The organism is Asticcacaulis sp. (assembly GCF_047605585.1).
Classification (GTDB): Bacteria; Pseudomonadota; Alphaproteobacteria; order Caulobacterales; family Caulobacteraceae; genus Asticcacaulis.
This window is the reverse complement of the sequence record NZ_JASGFK010000006.1, coordinates 207,021-224,756: the sequence shown is the minus strand read 5'-3', so window position 1 is coordinate 224,756 and position 17,736 is coordinate 207,021. Positions and strand designations below refer to the sequence as shown.

At 56.3% G+C, this 17,736-nt stretch carries 29 protein-coding genes; 19 read left to right on the top strand and 10 right to left on the bottom strand.

Features of this window, described 5'->3' with window-relative positions; genetic code table 11:
- From QM647_RS15305 to QM647_RS15260, 10 genes are all read right to left on the bottom strand, one after another.
- Window positions 1-353, bottom strand: a 353-nt coding sequence (locus QM647_RS15305) for a hypothetical protein (protein WP_414996411.1), incomplete at its 3' end; no start/stop codon positions are given.
- The gene (locus tag QM647_RS15300; protein WP_414996410.1) at window positions 350-727 is read right to left on the bottom strand and encodes a hypothetical protein; all 378 of its coding nucleotides are present in this window, start codon (window positions 725-727) and stop codon (window positions 350-352) included. The genes QM647_RS15300 and QM647_RS15305, both read right to left, overlap by 4 nt.
- Window positions 728-812: 85 nt before the next feature.
- Complete coding sequence (locus tag QM647_RS15295; RefSeq protein ID WP_414996409.1) at window positions 813-1,043, bottom strand: hypothetical protein; 231 nt, start codon at window positions 1,041-1,043, stop codon at window positions 813-815.
- Entirely contained in the window at window positions 1,043-1,285 is a 243-nt protein-coding gene (locus QM647_RS15290; RefSeq protein WP_414996408.1) for a hypothetical protein, read from the bottom strand. The genes QM647_RS15295 and QM647_RS15290 overlap by 1 nt, the downstream gene beginning before the upstream one ends.
- Window positions 1,286-1,479: 194 nt before the next feature.
- Window positions 1,480-1,707: an ECs_2282 family putative zinc-binding protein gene (locus QM647_RS15285; RefSeq protein WP_414996407.1), complete on the bottom strand. Its 228-nt coding sequence runs from the start codon at window positions 1,705-1,707 to the stop codon at window positions 1,480-1,482.
- Window positions 1,708-1,879: 172 nt separating this feature from the next.
- Entirely contained in the window at window positions 1,880-2,251 is a 372-nt protein-coding gene (locus QM647_RS15280) for a hypothetical protein (RefSeq protein WP_414996406.1), read from the bottom strand.
- Window positions 2,248-2,724 (bottom strand): Panacea domain-containing protein, encoded by a 477-nt coding sequence (locus QM647_RS15275; RefSeq protein ID WP_414996405.1) that lies wholly within the window; start codon window positions 2,722-2,724, stop codon window positions 2,248-2,250. The genes QM647_RS15280 and QM647_RS15275 overlap by 4 nt, the downstream gene beginning before the upstream one ends.
- Window positions 2,725-3,019: 295 nt before the next feature.
- Window positions 3,020-3,445 (bottom strand): hypothetical protein, encoded by a 426-nt coding sequence (locus tag QM647_RS15270; RefSeq protein ID WP_414996404.1) that lies wholly within the window; start codon window positions 3,443-3,445, stop codon window positions 3,020-3,022.
- Window positions 3,436-3,918 carry a CC0125/CC1285 family lipoprotein gene (locus tag QM647_RS15265; RefSeq protein ID WP_414996403.1) on the bottom strand — a complete coding sequence of 161 codons (483 nt, stop codon included), beginning with the start codon at window positions 3,916-3,918 and terminating at the stop codon, window positions 3,436-3,438. The genes QM647_RS15270 and QM647_RS15265 overlap by 10 nt, the downstream gene beginning before the upstream one ends.
- A 640-nt stretch (window positions 3,919-4,558) precedes the next feature.
- The gene (locus QM647_RS15260; protein WP_414996402.1) at window positions 4,559-5,035 is read right to left on the bottom strand and encodes a helix-turn-helix domain-containing protein; all 477 of its coding nucleotides are present in this window, start codon (window positions 5,033-5,035) and stop codon (window positions 4,559-4,561) included.
- On the opposite strand from QM647_RS15260, the gene QM647_RS15255 reads away from it, so the two are divergent.
- The 19 genes from QM647_RS15255 to QM647_RS15165 all read left to right on the top strand — a co-directional run bounded on the left by QM647_RS15255 (window position 5,028) and on the right by QM647_RS15165 (window position 17,734).
- The gene (locus tag QM647_RS15255) at window positions 5,028-5,213 is read left to right on the top strand and encodes a helix-turn-helix transcriptional regulator (protein ID WP_414996401.1); all 186 of its coding nucleotides are present in this window, start codon (window positions 5,028-5,030) and stop codon (window positions 5,211-5,213) included. The genes QM647_RS15260 and QM647_RS15255 overlap by 8 nt on opposite strands.
- 244 nt (window positions 5,214-5,457) lie before the next feature.
- Window positions 5,458-5,640, top strand: a complete 183-nt coding sequence (locus tag QM647_RS15250; RefSeq protein ID WP_414996400.1) for a hypothetical protein — start codon at window positions 5,458-5,460, stop codon at window positions 5,638-5,640.
- Complete coding sequence (locus QM647_RS15245; protein WP_414996399.1) at window positions 5,640-5,987, top strand: hypothetical protein; 348 nt, start codon at window positions 5,640-5,642, stop codon at window positions 5,985-5,987. Before QM647_RS15250 ends, QM647_RS15245 begins: the two co-directional genes overlap by 1 nt.
- The gene (locus QM647_RS15240; protein WP_414996398.1) at window positions 5,987-6,307 is read left to right on the top strand and encodes a hypothetical protein; all 321 of its coding nucleotides are present in this window, start codon (window positions 5,987-5,989) and stop codon (window positions 6,305-6,307) included. Before QM647_RS15245 ends, QM647_RS15240 begins: the two co-directional genes overlap by 1 nt.
- The gene (locus QM647_RS15235) at window positions 6,307-6,822 is read left to right on the top strand and encodes a helix-turn-helix domain-containing protein (protein WP_414996397.1); all 516 of its coding nucleotides are present in this window, start codon (window positions 6,307-6,309) and stop codon (window positions 6,820-6,822) included. Before QM647_RS15240 ends, QM647_RS15235 begins: the two co-directional genes overlap by 1 nt.
- Complete coding sequence (locus QM647_RS15230) at window positions 6,819-7,103, top strand: LexA family protein (protein ID WP_414996396.1); 285 nt, start codon at window positions 6,819-6,821, stop codon at window positions 7,101-7,103. Before QM647_RS15235 ends, QM647_RS15230 begins: the two co-directional genes overlap by 4 nt.
- Window positions 7,100-8,509 (top strand): helicase-related protein, encoded by a 1,410-nt coding sequence (locus QM647_RS15225; protein WP_414996395.1) that lies wholly within the window; start codon window positions 7,100-7,102, stop codon window positions 8,507-8,509. The genes QM647_RS15230 and QM647_RS15225 overlap by 4 nt, the downstream gene beginning before the upstream one ends.
- Window positions 8,506-9,399, top strand: a complete 894-nt coding sequence (locus QM647_RS15220; RefSeq protein ID WP_414996394.1) for a DNA-methyltransferase — start codon at window positions 8,506-8,508, stop codon at window positions 9,397-9,399. Before QM647_RS15225 ends, QM647_RS15220 begins: the two co-directional genes overlap by 4 nt.
- Window positions 9,396-9,824 carry a DUF1064 domain-containing protein gene (locus QM647_RS15215; protein ID WP_414996393.1) on the top strand — a complete coding sequence of 143 codons (429 nt, stop codon included), beginning with the start codon at window positions 9,396-9,398 and terminating at the stop codon, window positions 9,822-9,824. Before QM647_RS15220 ends, QM647_RS15215 begins: the two co-directional genes overlap by 4 nt.
- 71 nt (window positions 9,825-9,895) lie before the next feature.
- On the top strand, window positions 9,896-10,402 hold the full coding sequence (locus tag QM647_RS15210) for a hypothetical protein (RefSeq protein ID WP_414996392.1): 507 nt from the start codon (window positions 9,896-9,898) through the stop codon (window positions 10,400-10,402).
- Window positions 10,399-11,217, top strand: coding sequence for a DUF1376 domain-containing protein (locus QM647_RS15205; RefSeq protein ID WP_414996391.1), 819 nt, complete (start codon window positions 10,399-10,401; stop codon window positions 11,215-11,217). Before QM647_RS15210 ends, QM647_RS15205 begins: the two co-directional genes overlap by 4 nt.
- On the top strand, window positions 11,214-11,798 hold the full coding sequence (locus tag QM647_RS15200) for a hypothetical protein (RefSeq protein ID WP_414996390.1): 585 nt from the start codon (window positions 11,214-11,216) through the stop codon (window positions 11,796-11,798). Before QM647_RS15205 ends, QM647_RS15200 begins: the two co-directional genes overlap by 4 nt.
- Window positions 11,795-12,103, top strand: a complete 309-nt coding sequence (locus QM647_RS15195; RefSeq protein ID WP_414996389.1) for a hypothetical protein — start codon at window positions 11,795-11,797, stop codon at window positions 12,101-12,103. Before QM647_RS15200 ends, QM647_RS15195 begins: the two co-directional genes overlap by 4 nt.
- The gene (locus QM647_RS15190; RefSeq protein ID WP_414996388.1) at window positions 12,103-12,282 is read left to right on the top strand and encodes a hypothetical protein; all 180 of its coding nucleotides are present in this window, start codon (window positions 12,103-12,105) and stop codon (window positions 12,280-12,282) included. The genes QM647_RS15195 and QM647_RS15190 overlap by 1 nt, the downstream gene beginning before the upstream one ends.
- A gap of 200 nt (window positions 12,283-12,482) precedes the next feature.
- A complete protein-coding gene (locus QM647_RS15185; RefSeq protein WP_414996387.1) occupies window positions 12,483-12,923 on the top strand; it encodes a hypothetical protein in 441 nt (146 codons plus the stop codon).
- 5 nt (window positions 12,924-12,928) lie between these two features.
- A complete protein-coding gene (locus QM647_RS15180; RefSeq protein ID WP_414996386.1) occupies window positions 12,929-13,591 on the top strand; it encodes a hypothetical protein in 663 nt (220 codons plus the stop codon).
- 281 nt (window positions 13,592-13,872) lie between these two features.
- A complete protein-coding gene (locus QM647_RS15175; protein ID WP_414996385.1) occupies window positions 13,873-14,481 on the top strand; it encodes a terminase small subunit in 609 nt (202 codons plus the stop codon).
- Entirely contained in the window at window positions 14,448-15,881 is a 1,434-nt protein-coding gene (locus QM647_RS15170) for a PBSX family phage terminase large subunit (protein WP_414996384.1), read from the top strand. The genes QM647_RS15175 and QM647_RS15170 overlap by 34 nt, the downstream gene beginning before the upstream one ends.
- An 8-nt stretch (window positions 15,882-15,889) precedes the next feature.
- Entirely contained in the window at window positions 15,890-17,734 is a 1,845-nt protein-coding gene (locus QM647_RS15165; protein ID WP_414996383.1) for an anti-CBASS protein Acb1 family protein, read from the top strand.
- The last annotated feature ends 2 nt before the right edge of the window (window positions 17,735-17,736 follow it).

Genomic DNA, 17,736 nt, shown 5'->3' with positions numbered 1-17,736 from the left:
GCTGAGGTCTCCCGCGTCTCGATGCTCGGTGCTGAGGCCCCCCACGTCACGATGCGCGGTGCTGAGGTCCCCCGCGTCACGATGCGCGGTGCTGAGGTCTCCCGCGTCTCGATGCGCGGTGCTGAGGTCTCCCGCGTCTCGATGCTCGGTGCTGAGGCCCCCCACGTCACGATGCGCGGTGCTGAGGCCCCCCACGTCACGATGCTTACGTTCGCATCGCCAGTGATGATTAGGGCTGGCGCCATAGCGCCCGTGAGGACGACGCGGAACACGCCCTTAAGGAACTTGATTTCGGCGTTTTCGTCGGCCTTGATGGCTTTGTCGAATTCCGCCTGTGTTGAGACTTCGATCATTTCGACCCCTTGTCGATTAGGTGTTTCCACAGTTTTTGCAGGTACGCGAAAGTTTGAGGGGCGCGCTCTTCGAGGCGAGCCAAGCCGGTCCCGACGCCATCGATCGGCAGGACGATCACGCCTCCTCGTTCAGCTATGTTGAACAGGGGCTCAAAATCGGCTGCGAGAACCTGACATTGTCGTGCGCGGTCACTGTCTGACCAGAAGACGCCGGGAGCGCGGAGTGTGGCTATGCCGTGAGCGTTTTTCTCGCCCCTCATCTCAGCGGCTTGACCACCGAGGCCGTAGCGGGCCTCATTGCAGCCGAAGACGTAAGTGAAGGCCGGATTGGCGCGAAGGTCGCAGCGATAGATCCTGTATTGGTGGATGATCATCACAAACCGCCCAGGCACTTGATGATGACGACCATCGCTGCGAGAATGGCGACAGCATCGGTGATGATTTTGAATTCCTGATAGGTCATGCTGCGGCCTCCTCGGCTGGCATGGTGATGTCCAAGCAGCAGGCATCTCCAATCATGTGGAATTGACCATCGGAGGCCCGCCACGTCTCAACGCCCAGGAACTCGCCCTTGGGTGAGAACATTGCGCCGATGGCGACGGGGATGCCGTGGAAGCTGCAATTGGTGATTTCGTAGACCTTGGCGATGCGACCGCCGCCACGAATGGGATAGGTTCCGGGGGTGAGCATTACCGGACCCCCTTGCGGATGGCGGACGAGATATTCGCAAGCATCTGCTCAGCGGCCATGCCAGCCTCAGTGCGAGGTCCGACAAACACGCGCTTTGGCTCACCGGCCAGCTTGGCCAGCATGTCGCGAGTACCTTCGCGGCCCTCCTGTGTGCGCATGTCAAAAGTGATCAGCGTTCCGGCAGATGCGTAATCAGCCGCATCGGGTGTGTAGGCAGAGGCTTGTATGTCGGTGTGAAGCATCGGTCTGTTCCAATCCGGTGATGTCCGGGCATGGAGATAAGTTCGCAAATTGCGGACTATGTGTCAACAATAAAGTTCGCAAAAATCGGACTTTTATTTTGCCCCCACCTCATCCCCATGCTATAAGGGGTCATGAAAAAGCCCGCCGGAGCGGGCTGGAGGTGGTGATGGATATTTCAGGCCTTGTAATCGCCCTAAGTGATCTTCCAGCCCTTGAGGCCAGAGAAGGCGCCCCTAAGTCTTGCTCTGACCTCAGCAGCGGCGGCATCAGTGACCTTGGCTTTCACTTCGCCCCATGTTCCGAATCTGACACCACAGCTTGCACAAGTGACGGCGCTGTCGTCGTTCGTCTCGTCCTCGACCCGGATACTAATAGGCCCGCAATTCGGGCATGTGAATGATGCTTTGATTTCGTCAGTCATTACATTTCTCCTGTGGTTGTGGTGACCTCGACTCTACATTGAGTCATTCAGGAGTAAAGCCGAGCCGGGGCGGCATATCCCCGGCGCAGAAAAGGCCGCCCGGGAAGGGGCAACTGTGGCAGAACGAAAAAGGCCCCGCTGGGGCGGAGCCTACAGCTAATAATAGGACGTGCTAGCGCGCACCCTTATCGTTACCAAAGATGTAATGTTGTGCGCCCTTGGCCACCACGGCTCCAAGGGCACTACTGAATATTATACTTTGCAGATGCGCTACCTCTTCCGGTTTTAACCAGCGCCATCTCTCAGGGCCGATCATGTGCCATAAAAGAGTAATGCCGCCGGCCCACAATGCAAAGAAAGCGATCCAGACCGTCAACCGAAGACAGCCGCCGACCGCCTTTTGGATGATAATTCTATTCCTATGCGTAGCGCCGCTAAGCGTATCAAGGCGAACCCATCCCGACTGCTCCAGGGCAGCCATAGCATCCGCTGACGAATCGTCGTCCTTGTTGAGCAGGTCTTTGGGATCTGGAATGCGGTTCAATTGTGAACCGCCTCCAAGATGTCCTTGTAGTGTTCCTTGATCAGGTCATTCGATATGCCATCCGACCAGCCATCAGGCCTGAATGTGCGTTGCCAGGGCGTACCGGTGCGGTGCGTAAGATAAGACAACTGAATGCCGGACAGTTTCCCGTACTTGTCAAAAACTTCCTTGATAAGCTGCCTGTCCTCACCCTCTACGGATTCGGAACGCGTCCACAAGGCATTGTCAATCGGGCCTTGAATGATGCCGTTCCCATAGCGCTTCACCGCCTTGTAGAGCGGCGGGATAACAGGGCCATACTTCCAAGCTTCAATGCGGTCGCTGATCAGCGGCGCGTTGTCTAGCGCTAGGGAAAACCCGTGTGCGATATAGGTCAATTTAACCAACTGCATGGGCGTTAAATGTACGCCGCTGCTGTTGGCAATATTTAAAATCTCCTGAGCGACCGTGGTCGAGTGATACGGCTTTGGCATTACCTGACCTCCTGTTCAGAAAAGACATGAATCATCAATATGGCGTTTCGTTAAAGAATTACACCACACTGTGAGATTATATCACTCTTCGCGCGAAATTGTGTCACTGGCTCAGAAATAATTTCGCATTCACCGCCCCGTCTCCTCTATCCTGAACGCCTCTCTCCGTAACTCCTCAGCCTTCTTGCGCAACACAGCTGCACGCTCTGGCTCAGCCCTTTTGGCGGCTTCGTACATTGCCTCGGCCTGGAAGCGGAGCTGGAAAGCGCGGTCGGTGGGGGAGGGCATGATTACGTCATGGCTCGACTGGCGTAGGCGTATCTTGTTGTTGGAGGGGTGATCCATCCTTTAAAGTTTGCTTTTGAGCTTTTGTCAGTTCTTGCAGATTGACGCCTTTCGGGCAAACATACTCAGCCTCCCATGTCACCGGTGCGTCTTTTGCAACCGACTCAATGGCACACCCCACCGGTGACACGAATTTTTCCGCAACAGCCCGATAGTCCTGAATATTTGCGTTGTTGTCGTCTACACCAGATCCAAAAGCAGGTTGAATAAGCAAAGAATTGTACTTTTTGTGCATCTGCACGATGAATTTGCGTCCATTATGGAAAACGGGAAATCTTCCACCTGTATACGATAGCATCGAGTAGGGCGCATCCGAGGCGTTCGCAACCGATGTAATGGCTAAACTTGCCATAGCGAAAACAATGACTATTCGCATTTCACGGCGCCATTAATTTCGGAGCACTTTCTAGAGTCCTTGGTGGCTGCAAACTTTACAACCTCATGCGCATCAAAAACCATAGCAGAAGCTCCATCCGGTATGGGCCCGTGTCTCATTTTGATCATGAACGTCTGGCCAGGCTTTATGATCTGATAATTGCTGGCAAAGGCATATCCTCGACCATAAGAACCAGTTGAAAAGCCCTCTTTTCTTGATCGGTCAGCATCCGAAAGAATTTCGAAGTTGTCGAATCCGGCGCTCAGTGTTGTTTCAGCCGCCTTGCGTAAGGCATAGCGCTGAATTGTATCGGGGTCGGTATAACCATTTCCACGCGCGGTGATCTGGACCGTGTCCGATGTGATCTGCGCGGCGGACACCCCGCCCGTAAAGCCCATTTCCTGATATTTGGTGGCGCAACCGGTCAATGTGACCGCAAATGCGACTGCGACAATAACGGTAACTTTTTTCATATTCCCCTCCAGATATTCTATCTATAGACGCGATTCCTGAATGCGCAACTTAATACTTAAGTGTTCTTAGCGATATAGTCACAACCAATGGCCTGACATCGCTCAGTCAATGCGAGGTAGGTTCCAAAGAATTGATCACACGCCTTGCACTTAACCTCGCCGCTTGGAGCTAAATCATCAGGTACGTTGAGAATATAACCGCCACAATCCAGACAGCAAAACTCAAAATCGCAGTGATAGTTTCCATCCAGGCGCTGATGGTGAGAGGTGACGGAGATGCTCAAGCGATCAAAAGCGCTATCCATGGCCCTTGACTCCAATTATTAAAAAGCGGAACATATGGAGAACATTGTGGGTGGGTGAGGTGTCAAAATGAGCGCCGTAAAGAAGCTTGATAGTTATTGTTTAGGCGCAGGGTGGAAGAAACATCTCAGACTTTCCGACCTTAACCCCGTGCAAAACATATTGATAGTTAAGGAAAACTCTCAGTTTTATACCACGCCACAGGAATTAATCTGCCGGGGAATGCCTGCCCACCTCACGCTCGATGTTGTGGAGTGGGCCTTTTCTTCTCCGGAGGATGCGCGGGAGAATGTTGTACCAATATGGCGAAACCGTCTGCCTCGTGGCCGTTAAGCAATTATGTGCCGGTATCGCTTTCAAAAACCTTCAGGGCACGGATAGCTTTCGGCCGATCGTCGTCTTTAATTGTTGCCCATATCTCAATGATGTCGTCCGGCAAAGTCGCCGGATCGTGTTCCAAGATATAGCCAGGACGAATGCGTAAGGCGGTGGAAATTTTCCAAAGCCACTTCGTTCCAAGTTCGCGCTTGCTGTTTTCAAGGTCGCTGACAACGCCCTTGGTGGTCCCCATCAACTCGGCGAGCTGCTCCTGGGTGAGTTCCTTTTTTTCCCGCCAAGCACGCATGTGGTGAGGCGGGGGCGTGAAGTCCTCCGGGATAAAGTCGACTTCAAGTGTCGAAAGGTCTGCTTTGCTTTTACGAGTCCGCGCCATGCGAACAAAATCGCATGGCCGCGTTCCCATGTCGTCACGCAGAATGCGAACTTTATTTGTTGACAAATAGTCCGCGTTTTGCGAACTTAATGACATGAACATTCAATCCAATCCTTCCGAAATCGCCGCCGGTCTCAGGGCTATGGGCCTGTCGAAGTCTTACGCGAGTGAAATCGCTTCGGGCAAAAGGACGCCTGGATACGACCTCGCACTGCGGATCGAAAAGGCTTTCGATATTCCGCCTCGCTTTTGGGGTGAGCGACAAAAGTCAGCCGCCTAACCCATTCGATCCGTCTCCCCCACGGATTGATAGAGAGCCAGTAAGCAGTAGTCCCACCCATCGGACCCAGTTGCTGGCTCTCACGCCATCCGCCCCGCGCTTCGGCGCTTGGCGTAATGCCGCCGGTCATACCTACCGGCCCCTTGTGGTTGAGGGCAGGGAGACGATGGGACCGTCCTTTCGTCTCCCTCTTTCCACAAGCTGGAACTGAATACCGCAGACAACAACCACGAGGATTCGTCCCATGTTTGAAAAACACGCAAACCCTTACAAATTAACCAATCTTGATAACCTTAACGCTCCCCACACGCCCGGCGACGACACGGCCGGGTGCGACCCAGACTTCGACGCCAGCGATGATGACGACCTCCGCGAGATCAAGGACGGCCTCCGCGATATGGCCCGCATGAACGGGGAGCGCGTGTAATGACCATCCCCGTTTCTACAGGCCTCACCATACCCGACAATGTGCCATCAGACGTTCTCAAGGCCGTCCAGCAGTTCCTTGATGACGCTTCCTCCGCCGACGCAACGGGGGGGGGCATCGCCGTCTATGGCCTGTACCTGCTGAGCGAGCGCGAGGAACTGCACTTTTCCGGATGCTCCGGCAAATTCCTGCAGGACGCTGTGGTCGAGGCCATCACGATCTCGGCGACCATGGACAAGATCATGGGCGGCAAGTCCTGCTCATGTCCCGAATGCCGTCCTGCAACAAAGACGGACGACAAGGCAGTTCCAAACCTCCTCTCTCGTATTTTCGGTAGGGGGAAGTAATGGAACGCAAAATCCCCCTCAGCATCACTCTTACCTGGCTGACGCTGATGTGCGCCACCTTTTGGCTCATCACCCTTTGCTGGCCTGAAATCGTCGGTGCGTCGGTTCTTCTCGTCGGCCTGTTCTGCGCCCTGTGGCGCGGCGTGATCTGGATCCGCACCAAACTCTATGAAAAGCGCCTCGAGGCCGATCTGGCATATTTCACGCGTGGCAAGTCGAGGCCTCAACCGCGTTCGGAAAAGGGTCAATTCGCCTCGCCCAAGGAGGCGACACATGCCCGGCTGAAAGCCGAACTGGCCAACCGGAAGGGGAAGAAGTGATGCGGACCTCAACCAACATGTGGATCGAAAAGCATGGTGCCGAGGCGCTGCATCTCTACGCCAATACCGATATGCGCGCCTCCGAGATTGCAGCGCGCTACGAAGGCGCCACAAAAAACCGCCTCATATCGTATGCCTATTCCAACGGCCTCATGCGTAAGCAACCGTATAAGCCCTCCAAGCGCGCCCTTCGCGCTCGTATCAACGGGAGTGGCAAGGTCGATCTGCGCTACCTGCAAGACGATGTATGCCTCGTCCGCGCCTGTTCCGGCGATCTCAAGAAGATGCTGGCCAAGGCATGTGAACTGAGCGCAATCGGCGTTGCCGATGTGGTGAGCGATGCCCGGTGCAATGACATAGCTCGTCGCCGCTGGCGTGTCTGCTACCTGTTGCGTCAGGCCGACCTCTCATACCCCCGCATCGGTCTGATGCTCAAGAAGCATCACACCTCAGTTCTGTATGGCGTTCAGGCTGTTGAGGCTTGCATTGCCGACGCCCAAGAGGTGGCGGCATGACCCAGCTTACAAAACGCGAACAGGCCTGCCTGAATTCCATCATCCGCCTAACCACTTCAGATGACGTGACGCCTTCGTATCGCGAGATTGCCGACGATTTGGGCCTCAAGTCTGTTTCCGGTGTTGCTGTCTGGATCGGCGTTCTCGAAAGCAAGGGCCGCATCCGTCGCCTCAACAACCGTTCCCGGTCCATTCAGGTCATCAACCCCCTCAGTGTCGAGCTTAACCGTCTCTATGACTTGTTCGGTCGGGATGCGGTTGTGAAGGCGGTGACGCAATGACCGTATCAAGCCTAGACGCCTATCGCGCACTCATTGCTTCGAAGCGGGTTGAGTTCCAGCCGACAGGCTTAACGCGCCTTCCAGCCTTGAACAGCCGTCTCAAGCCTCATCAGGAGCATTCAACCGTGTTCGCCCTGGAGCGCGGCCGCGCTGGTTTGTTTCTTGACACCGGCCTAGGTAAGTCATTCTGCGCCCTGGAATATGGCCGCGTTGTTGTGGAGCATACGAACAGGCCTGTACTGATGCTTGCGCCGCTGGCCGTGTCATCTCAGCACGAGCGAGAGGCGGAAAAGTTCAGCATTGATGCGAAAGCAATTCGCGATCCATCCGAGATCACTACGCCGCGCGTCTACATCACGAATTACGAGCGCGTTCACCTGTTTGACCTGTCAATTTTCGGCGGGGTAATTCTTGACGAAAGCTCTATCCTTAAGGCGCTAACGGGCAAGACATCGCGAAGCCTGATCGATAGCTTTAAACAAACGCCATTCCGCTTGGCATGCACGGCCACACCGGCTCCTAACGATCACGTCGAGCTTGGCAATCACTCTGAATTTCTCGGCGCCCTATCTGCCACGCAGATGCTCACCCGCTTTTTCCTTCATGACAGCGCCGATACGGGCGAGTGGCGCATGAAGGGGCACGCCGTAAAGCATTTCTGGGAATGGGTGTCTTCGTGGTCACGCTGCATCAGCAAGCCCTCTGACGTTGGCTTTTCCGATGAAGGCTACATTCTTCCCGATCTTCTGGAACACACCCACATTGTCCAGATTGCCCGCGATGCCAATGGCGAGACTGACAGGGACGGTCAGGGCTTTCTTTTCCGAATGCCTGATACATCCGCTACGTCGATCCACAAAGAGAAGCGCATCAGCCTATCTGACCGCGTGGCGAAAGTCTCGGACATCGCCGGCAGCAAAGTGACCGATCCATGGGTAATCTGGTGTGATACCGATTATGAGGCCGATGAACTGGCTCGCGCATTGCCCGATGCCGTCGAGGTCCGCGGCTCAATGTCTCCGGACGAAAAGGAAGAGAACCTTGTCGCGTTTTCAACGGGTCAGGCCAGGCAGATCATCACCAAGCCAGGTCTGGCTGGGTTCGGTCTGAATTGGCAGCACTGCAACAACATGGCGTTCGTGGGCCTCAGTTTCTCCTACGAGAACTATTACCAAGCCGTGCGCCGCTGCTACCGCTTTGGCCAGACACGGCCTGTCAATGTGCATGTCGTCTGCGCCGATACTGAGGCGAACATTCATAGCGTAGTCAGCCGCAAGGCCGGCGACCACGACAAGATGAAGACTGAGATGGTCAGCGCTATGCGCCGTGCCATGCGCATCGAGCATGAAACCCAAACATATAACCCGACCAAGAGGGCGTCTTTACCGACGTGGCTGTCAGCATGATCATGGATCAATACAACGGCAAGAACTTCACCGTGATCAATGGCGACTGTGTAGAGTTTGCCATCGATATGCCGAGCGATACGATTGGCTTAAGCGTCTACTCTCCGCCTTTCGCCCAGCTTTTTGTTTATTCCGATATCGATCGGGATATGGGCAACGTGAAAGACGAGGCGGAGTTCATTGAGCAATACCGCTACATTGTCCGTGAACTTTACCGCGCCACGAAACCGGGCCGCTTGACCTGTGTACATTGTTCGGACCTGCCTCGCACCAAGGCTGCGCACGGCACATCTGGGCTTTACGACTTCCCCGCAGATATCGTTCGCGTGCACGTGCAGGAGGGATGGACCTTCCATAGCCGCATCACGGTTTGGAAAGACCCTGTGATCGAGATGCAGCGCACCAAAGCGCATGGCCTGTTGTACAAGACCATCCAGACTGACAGCACCCGTAATCGTCAAGGCATGGCGGATTATGTGCTGGTGTTCCGCAAGACGCCTGATGATGAAGCGCAGGCTGATAAGGTTTCGCAAGACAAGCGCCTATTCCCTGTCGATACATGGCAGAAGTGGGCGTCTCCGGTATGGATGGACATCAACCAGACCAATGTCCTGAACGTCAAGGTCGCGCGCTCTGACAAGGATGAGCGTCACCTTTGCCCATTGCAACTGGATCTGATTGAGCGCTGCATCTATCTGTGGTCCAATGCCGGCGACGTGGTTTTTTCGCCGTTCACCGGAATCGGCTCCGAGGGCTACGCCGCGCTAAAAGCGGGCCGCAAGTTCCTCGGCACAGAGCTTAAGCCGGAATATTATCGCCAGGCTGTCAAGAACCTGATCGATGCCGAGGAAAACAGCGCCACCCTCGATCTGATGGGTGCAGCAGAATGACCTCACGCATTTCCGCATCTCAAGCACGCGATATCTTGCGCAGCACCCTCCCAAAGCCAAAGGCTAATTACGGCAACATCAAGCACCAGGTGGAGGGCATCACCTTTGACAGCAAGGGCGAGCTTAACCACTGGATGCACTTGAACCTTCGCCAGGCGGCCGGTGAGATTTCGAACCTCAAACGTCAGGTTCGTTTCGTTCTGTGCCCGCCTGTCAGGTTGGTTGGTGAGGATCGCGCCTCCGCCATCACATACGTCGCTGATTTCCAATACGAAGAGGACGGCAAGACGGTCGTGGCTGATTACAAGGGTTTCGACACGCCGATGGGCCGCCTGAAGCGCCGCCTGATGGCGCATGTTCATGGCATCGATGTGCTGGTCGTCACCAAGCGTTCTCGCGGTGCGGAAAGCGAGGAGGCGGCGTAATGCAACTCGACCTATTCGCCCCACCACCTCCGCCGCCGGTTGTCTACGTTCCGCGAGAGCGCCGGCAAGTCATGACCAAGGCCTATGGCGAAGATTATGCCATGGATATCTATGTTGAAGATCCTGATCCATTTGAGATAGAGGTGCGTGGCATCCCGGCGCTTATCACGCGCGGGTTCTGCACCTATGCGATACGTCCCGCTGGTTCGCTGTTTTGGTCTGAAACCGGATTCCGCTCTTTCGGCATAAATGTCATCGATCGGGATGAGGTCGCTGAGTGCATCGAAACGCATTTGGCAAAGTCAGGCAAGATAGAGCGCTGGTGGCCGCGTTACGTCCTGTGGTGGCGTCAAAGTCTCGCCTTTGAGCTAGAGATGACCGCCCGCCTCGGTCGGGCTAACATTTGGGATCAGTGGGGACCGGAGAAGCACGCAGAGGCATGGGCGAACCATGACGCAAAGCAGGCTGAACATATGGCCCACATGCTGGCTGACGGCATAGACCCGAATGAGGTTCAGAAGCCTGTGCACTTTAAAGGCAAGTGGCCGCGCTTTGATATCGCGAGGTTGGCTGCATGAGTGACCTCAAGATCAACTCCTACCCTATGCACATAGGCGACTGGCATAGCGGTACATCCCGAATGAGCCTTGCAGAGGCCGGCGCCTATATTCGCCTGTGCAACCAGTATTACCTCGACCAGGGCGATGGTTGGACGGTCAACGAGTGCCTACGCCTGTGTGCGGCTATGTCTCGTGACGAGCAGAAAGCCGTCAAGAACGTGCTGGCGTCCAAGTTTGAGGCTGTCGATGGCGGTTATCGTCACGATGGTATGGATAAGCGCATTGCGGAAATACAGGCGGCGTCGGAACGAAACCAAGAGCGCGCCCGACGCGCAGCCAACGCCCGGCATCACGGTAAGCAGTCCTCAGAGGATGCTGCAAGCAGTGCTGCAAGCAATGCTCCAAGCACACAACAAGCAGTGCTTGAGGAGTGCGATCCAAAAGCCAAAAGCCAAAAACCAGATAATAAGATTGATGATGATGGCGCGAGCGCGAGTGATTGGCCTGATCTCGATAAGGTCCTGTCCGACCTCCAAGCCTCCGCTGGCATGACCCCGGCGGAGTGGCAGGCGCACACTGCCCGGGTCCTGATCTCATGGCGGAACAGCGGGTTCAGCTACCGGCTGGATGTAGTCCCGACCGTTAAGGCCGTCTCGGCCAGAATGCACCACGCCCCGAAATCGTGGGCCTATTTCACGGATTCGGTGGCCCAGGCCTGCGCCGACCGAACGAAAATCATTCCGCTGCCTGATGCGCAGCCGCCACCGCCCCGACGAGGTTACGGACCGGCAGAAGGTGAGATCAAGGCAGCGTTACGGAAGGCATTGGGATGAACGACAACGAGGAAATTCTGGAGAAATTCGAGGCGATGTACCTCGTCTACAATGCGCGCTCCCCGCTGGTGGGCGATGCCCTGGTCAAGTACTTCAGCCAGTACTCCGAGGCCTTGCGTGGCTGCACTGTTGAGATGTTCGACCGCGTGCTTCGCATCTGGCAGTACGAGCGCGAGAGCAAGCGTTTCCCGTACCCGAATGAGCTGAACGAAATCGTCCAGTCCCTGCGCAGCCGTGCCGATGAGCCTGTGGCCGAGGCCTGGCATCAGATCAGCCGTCAGGAATACGCCGACCTCACTCTGCGCGCAAAGGTGCGATACCTGACCATCCTCGCGTTTGAGTACCGCAAGGCTGCTGGCCCTATGTTTGGGCCCGGCAAAGGTGAGGGGCCCGCAAAGCCCGAAGCGTTCGCCAAGTGGTCACCCCTTGCCGAGCAATGCGAAGCCGAGTGCCGGCGCCTGAGCCAGCAGCTCAGCGGCTACGACGACGGCAAGGAAGCCGTGTTTCAGGAGCCCGTCATGCGTCTGGTGGCGTCGCTGCCTTTTGGTCGATCAGCTGAGTTCATGGAGGCGGCACAATGAAAATTCACATCGAGACAGAAACGCAAATACCGTCGATGGAGCCGATTGTCGGCAACGTTTACCCCAGAATGGGCGGTCGTTCACGTCAGGCAGGCGAGATGATGATCATCTTCGCGATCAGCGATCCAGCCAAGCAAAAGGAACGGTTCCAGTATCGAGGCCGCATGGCTTGCGTGATGGTCATTGATCCAGATGGAAACATCGTCGGCGCAGATTCGTACGGCATGAGCTATTTCGATGGAAAGTGCCCCATCGCTTTCGTTGAGGGCTTGGAAGATATCGACCTGACCATGAGGACCATCTGATGGCAGAAGCCGCTGAACACATCGCCGCACTGGCTGACATCATCCGCCGCAGAGGCCCGACCGGCATGAGCCTGGGTCACCAAACAATCGCTTGGACCAAGCAGTGCTGGCGCAATGACGCAACCCGTGAGGACGCGGAGATCATCATGCAGGCGTTTCCGCGGGAGGACTGGAGGTGACTGGTTTCCCGCACATCAGACTGACATCGGAACAAGTCGAGGGGCGCTGGCAGAAGGCCAGCGTTGTGCGTTGCTCGCAATGTCATCGCGATAGATCGTTCCCCAGGTTCCCAGATCATCTGACTGCCAAATACCTCCAACAGCGAGGATATCAGAACCCATTGGACGGAAAGTCCATCACATGCCCGGAGTGCGTCTCAATGGCCGAAGAAGAGAAGAAAAAACTGACCCAGAAGCAGGCGGCATACCTGCATTTCAACAAACCGAAGGAGAAGCCCATGGCAGACGCCGTCAAGGCCGAAGCGCCCCGCCAGCCCACACGCGAGGAAAACCGTCGCATCAACGACGCCCTTGAGGAGCATTACGAGGTCGCCAAGCAATGCTACCGCCTGAATTTCAGCGATGAGAGTTTGGCCGGAAAACTCAACGTGCCGCGCGCCTGGGTCTCCGATATCCGTGACAGATTCTTCGGACCGAACGTCAGCGCGTCAAAACTGGAGGCTCCGGCAAAGCTGCGGGAATACGAGGCTAAGCTGAAAGAACTGTCCGACAAGGCGTTGGGCCTGGCCCAAGAGGTTGAGGACACACTGAAGTCCTTGCAGCAGTACCGCGTCGGCCTTGACTACCAGGGAGTGGCGTAACAGCGATGGCCAGTAAGAAGCGAAACCGCAAGGCCCGCACTACCATCCCGACGCCTGCCGAGATGCGGGCTATACGTGAAGCGCAGGAACAGGCACGGAAGGACAGGGAACTTATGAAAACCGCGGAGGGCAAGAAGGTCGAGAACTGGGGTCCGAACATGGAGGGCGGCCTATACGACTACAAGCGCCACGTCGGCACTCAGATGACCCGTGATGATCGTGGCAAGCCTCGTGGCATTTGGCGCACCAACCCGTTTGTTGCGCTAGCCACCCGTGACACGATCACGCAGGACGAAGGCAACGCGGGAATGGATTACCTGCGCTTCCATGCGTCATCTAAAGGCTTGGAGGGACCGCCAGAACCGGCCGGCGCTCCCGACCACACAAAGGAATGGGGCAAGGAAGACCGCAAGCGCTATTACATCCGCCTGTGCGCCGCTGTTCTGGCCCTAATGACGATGCGCTCTCGCCAACTGATCAGCGCTTTCGCCTTCGCGCTGATAGAGGAGGATCGCCCCCTTGAATGGCGCGGCATCATCGAACATGAACTTGGCGAGAAAGACCCGGCAAAGCAGGTTACCCGCTTTCAGGTTATGTGCGAGGAGTTGATTGAGGTTATACCAAAGGCTCGGAAAGAATTGCGAGATTTCTACGACAGGGCCGCTTGACCAAACATTCGAATAACCGTACAAATACCTATCATCGCACGGAAACGTGTGACACGAACAATCACCCCGCAGGTTCACGCCTTGCGGGGTTTGTCGTTTCTGGAGGTCGGCATGAGCAACCCCAGCCACAAAGCCGCCTCTCACATTAACGCCCTCGCCAAGAAGCATTATCCCAAGCGGGGCAACACAGTCACTCCGAAGCCATCATCTATCCCGGAAGCTGAGGCAATGGGTAGCGTGAAGACGAAGGCGTGACCTAATAGGCCAAGAAAGGCACCGACATGCCTGATAAGCCATTGACCCCAAAGCAACAACGGTTTGTTGACGAATATTTGATCGACCTGAACGCCACCCAAGCAGCTATCAGGGCGGGCTATAGCGGCAAGACGGCTTGTGAGATAGGTGTAGAAAACCTCAGAAAACCTCAGATAGCCGAGGCCATAGCCAAGGCACAGGCGGCGCGTGCAAAGCGTACCGAGATCACTGCCGACAAGGTGCTTGCTGAGCTTGCTAAGGTGGGCTTTGCGAACGCTTCAGACGTGGTGAACTGGGGCACCAAGGAAATCGCATTCGGCTACACCGAGGATGGCAAAAAGCTTGCCCCGGAGGATCTGGGTGATGCTGCTGTCGTCCGTTATGTCGAGGCTCCGTTCGTGGAGCCCATAGACCGCGACGACCTTCCGGAAAACATCAAGGCCGCAGTGTCCGAGGTCAAACTGACCCGCGACGGTTTCGCGATCAAGATGCACGACAAGGTGGGGGCTCTGGAAAAGATCGGTCGCCACCTTGGCATGTTCAAGGACAAGATTGAACTGACTGGCTCTGAAGGCGGCGCAATCAAGGTAGAAACCAAGACATGGCGCGAGATGCTGCGGAAGGAGCGCGAGTAGCCTGTACGGCGCTGACTAATCCCGCACTTTATGACTTCTGGGAGCAAGTCTTTCTCGGTGAGGTCGATACCGCTGTCCTATATGGCGGGCGGTCCAGTTCGAAGACCCGTGACACGGCCTGCCAGTTAATTAGACTGGTGGACCACGTACCGGCCAGGATGCGGGTCCTATGTATCCGGCGTTTCCAGAACCGTATTCAGGAGTCGGTCTACACCGAACTGAAGTGGGCGATTAATCACCTGGGCCTGGCGGATAAGTACGACGTCCAGAAGACGACGATCATCCATAAGGCCACGGGTTCGGAGTTCATATTCTACGGCATTGAGCGCAACCTTGAAGACATCAAGGGCACGTCCGATATCGATATCCTATGGGTGGAGGAGGCTGAAAAGCTAACCGAGGATCAGTGGACCGTCATTGGCCCGACGATCCGTAAGGAAGACAGTCTCGCCATCCTGCTGTTCAACCCGAAATTCGTCACCGACTATGTGTGGCAGAACTTCATCGTCAAAACCCCGCCGCACTGCCTCGTCAAGCGGATCAACCACGACGAAAACCCGTTTCTGTCTAGTAAGGCGTTGCGCGACATCGCTGCGATGCTTGAATCGGACCCGGAGAAATTCGAGCACGTCTATGGCGGCGTGCCGCTGGGCGATAGCGAGTTGTCGATCTTCAAGCGTCGCTGGCTTGAGGCCTGCGTCGATGCGCATAAGGTTCTGAAACTCAGTCTGACTGGTAGGTCGGTAATAGGCTTCGACCCCGCTGACGCTGGCGAGGATAACAGCGCGACAGCTGACAAGGTTGAGGGCGTGTTTGTCGATGTCGGTGACTGGGCATCGGAACAGGACCAACTGGTGCAGAACGCCAAGAAGGTCTGGGCCAGGGCGAGGAACATCGGCGCCACGGTTTCGTATGACACGATCGGCGTCGGTGCTTTCGTCGGCGGCTACATCGATGAGCAAAACGAAAAGGAAGGCGCTAAGGTAGAGCACTTCGCATTCCATGCCGGCGGCGCTGTCATGGACCCGGACAAGCCTAGCGACCCGCAGAACGCGAACAGCCCGTTGAACAGCATAGAGTACCTAAACCTCAAGGCTCAGGCCTGGGCCAACACGGCCCGCCGGGCGATGCTGACGTTCAACGCTGTGACGCGCGGCCACCCCATCAAGCCGGAGGACGTTCTGTCGTTCGCGTCTGATATGGGCAAGGCAAAACTTGACGCGCTATTCACTGAACTCTGTGTGCCCTGGTGGGTCGAGACGGAGGGCAAGAAGCGTGTCGTTCCGAAGGCCAAGCTCAAGAAGGACTTGGGCGTGAAGTCCCACAACCTGGCTGACGCGGTGATCGCGGCGGACAACATTAACATGTCGGGCTCGACGTTCACGTTGGCTAACCTTTAGGAGCGCGAATGGGCGACATCATCACCTTTGCCCGCGATACCCTGACCAATCTGGTCAGCCGCATGGGTACGGATCGCGACAAGGGCGCGGCGTCATTCTATGGCCGGTCGGTGCTGGATGATGGCCAGATCGCAAATGCGTACGCCGGCGCCTGGCTGCCACGTAAGATTGTTGATGTGCCGGCGTTCGATAGCGTTCGGGTGTGGCGTGACTGGCAAGCAAAGCCGGACCAGATCGAGGCCATTGAAGCGGAAGAGCTGCGCCTCAACCTGAAGGCCAAGGTCTTTGAGGCCCGCACAAAGGCCCGCCTGTTCGGCGGCGCTGCGATCATGATCGGCACCGGCGATGTGGTACTGGACAAGCCGCTGAAGCCCGAAGGCATCGGCAAGGACGGATTGAAATACCTCACGGTCCTGTCGTGTCGAGACCTTGCCGGTGGCGAGATCGAGCGAGATCCAACCTCGGAATGGTACGGCAAGCCAAAATACTACACTCTGTCTAACGCCAATGGGCAAAGCCTGAAGATTGACCCGTCCCGACTGGCGATCTTCATGGGGGCGCAGATAGCCGATCCCAGCCTGTCGCCACCGACTCATTCGGGCTGGGGTGACAGTTGCCTGCAAGCGGTTCTGGATGCGGTCAAGCAGGCTGACAATACCGCGGCGAACATCGCAACGCTCGTTTTTGAAGCCAAGATCGACATTATCCGCGTGCCGGATTTCATGAAGAACCTGGGCGACAACGCTTATCGCGAGAAGATCCTTCAGCGCTACACCTTGGCCAATACCGCAAAGGGCATCAACGGCACGCTGATGCTCGACAAGGAAGAGGAATACGAGAGCAAGTCAACGTCCTTCGCGACGTTGCCTGACGTGCTCGACCGCTTCCTGCAGATCGTCTCCGGCGCCGCCGATATTCCGGCTACCCGGCTGCTTGGGCAGGCCCCGGCCGGTATGAATGCGACGGGCGAGAGTGACACGCGGAACTATTATGATCGCATCTCATCGATGCAGCAGATCGAGATGACGCCAGGCATGGCCCGCCTTGATGAATGCCTCGTTCGTTCCGCATTGGGCAGCGCTCCACCTGAAGTGCATTACAACTGGGCTCCGCTTTGGGGAATGTCCGAGAAAGAAAAAGCCGACGTATTCAAGACCAAGGCCGATGCTGCCCGCACCATTGCAGGAACCGGCGGCGCGAGTCCGTCTCTTATGCCGATCGATGCTCTCTCGGATGCTTTGGTGAATGAGCTCATCGAGGATGGAAGCTTGTCTGGGCTTGAGTCGGCCATCGAAGAATACGGCAAACTTTCGGAACAGGAAGATGATCCGACTGACCTTGAGGCCGCCGTCACACCAACCACGCCTGAGGCTGTTGCCGCCAATGATGCCGCGCCTCGGTCTTTGTATGTGCGCCGCGATGTCTTGAACGCTGGCGATATCATCGCATGGGCCAAGGGGCAGGGTTTCGACACGACACTGCCGGCCGACGATATGCACGTCACGATAACTTACAGCCGGGCACCGGTCGATTGGATCGCAATGGGTGAGAACTGGAGCGGCGACGATAAGGGCAACCTGACCATCAACGCAGGCGGCCCGCGTATGATGGAGCAATTCGGCAAGGCCACGGTCCTGTTGTTTGCCTCGTCATCTCTGTCGTGGCGTCATGAAAGCATGATGCGCAATGGCGCTTCGTGGGATCATGAAGAGTACCAGCCACACATCACCATCTCGTATGACTTCGACGGCGACATCTCAAAAATTGAGCCGTATCGCGGCGTGATCAAGCTTGGGCCTGAAATCTTTGAGGAGATCAAAGACGACTGGCAGGCTGGAATCACCGAGGAGTAATC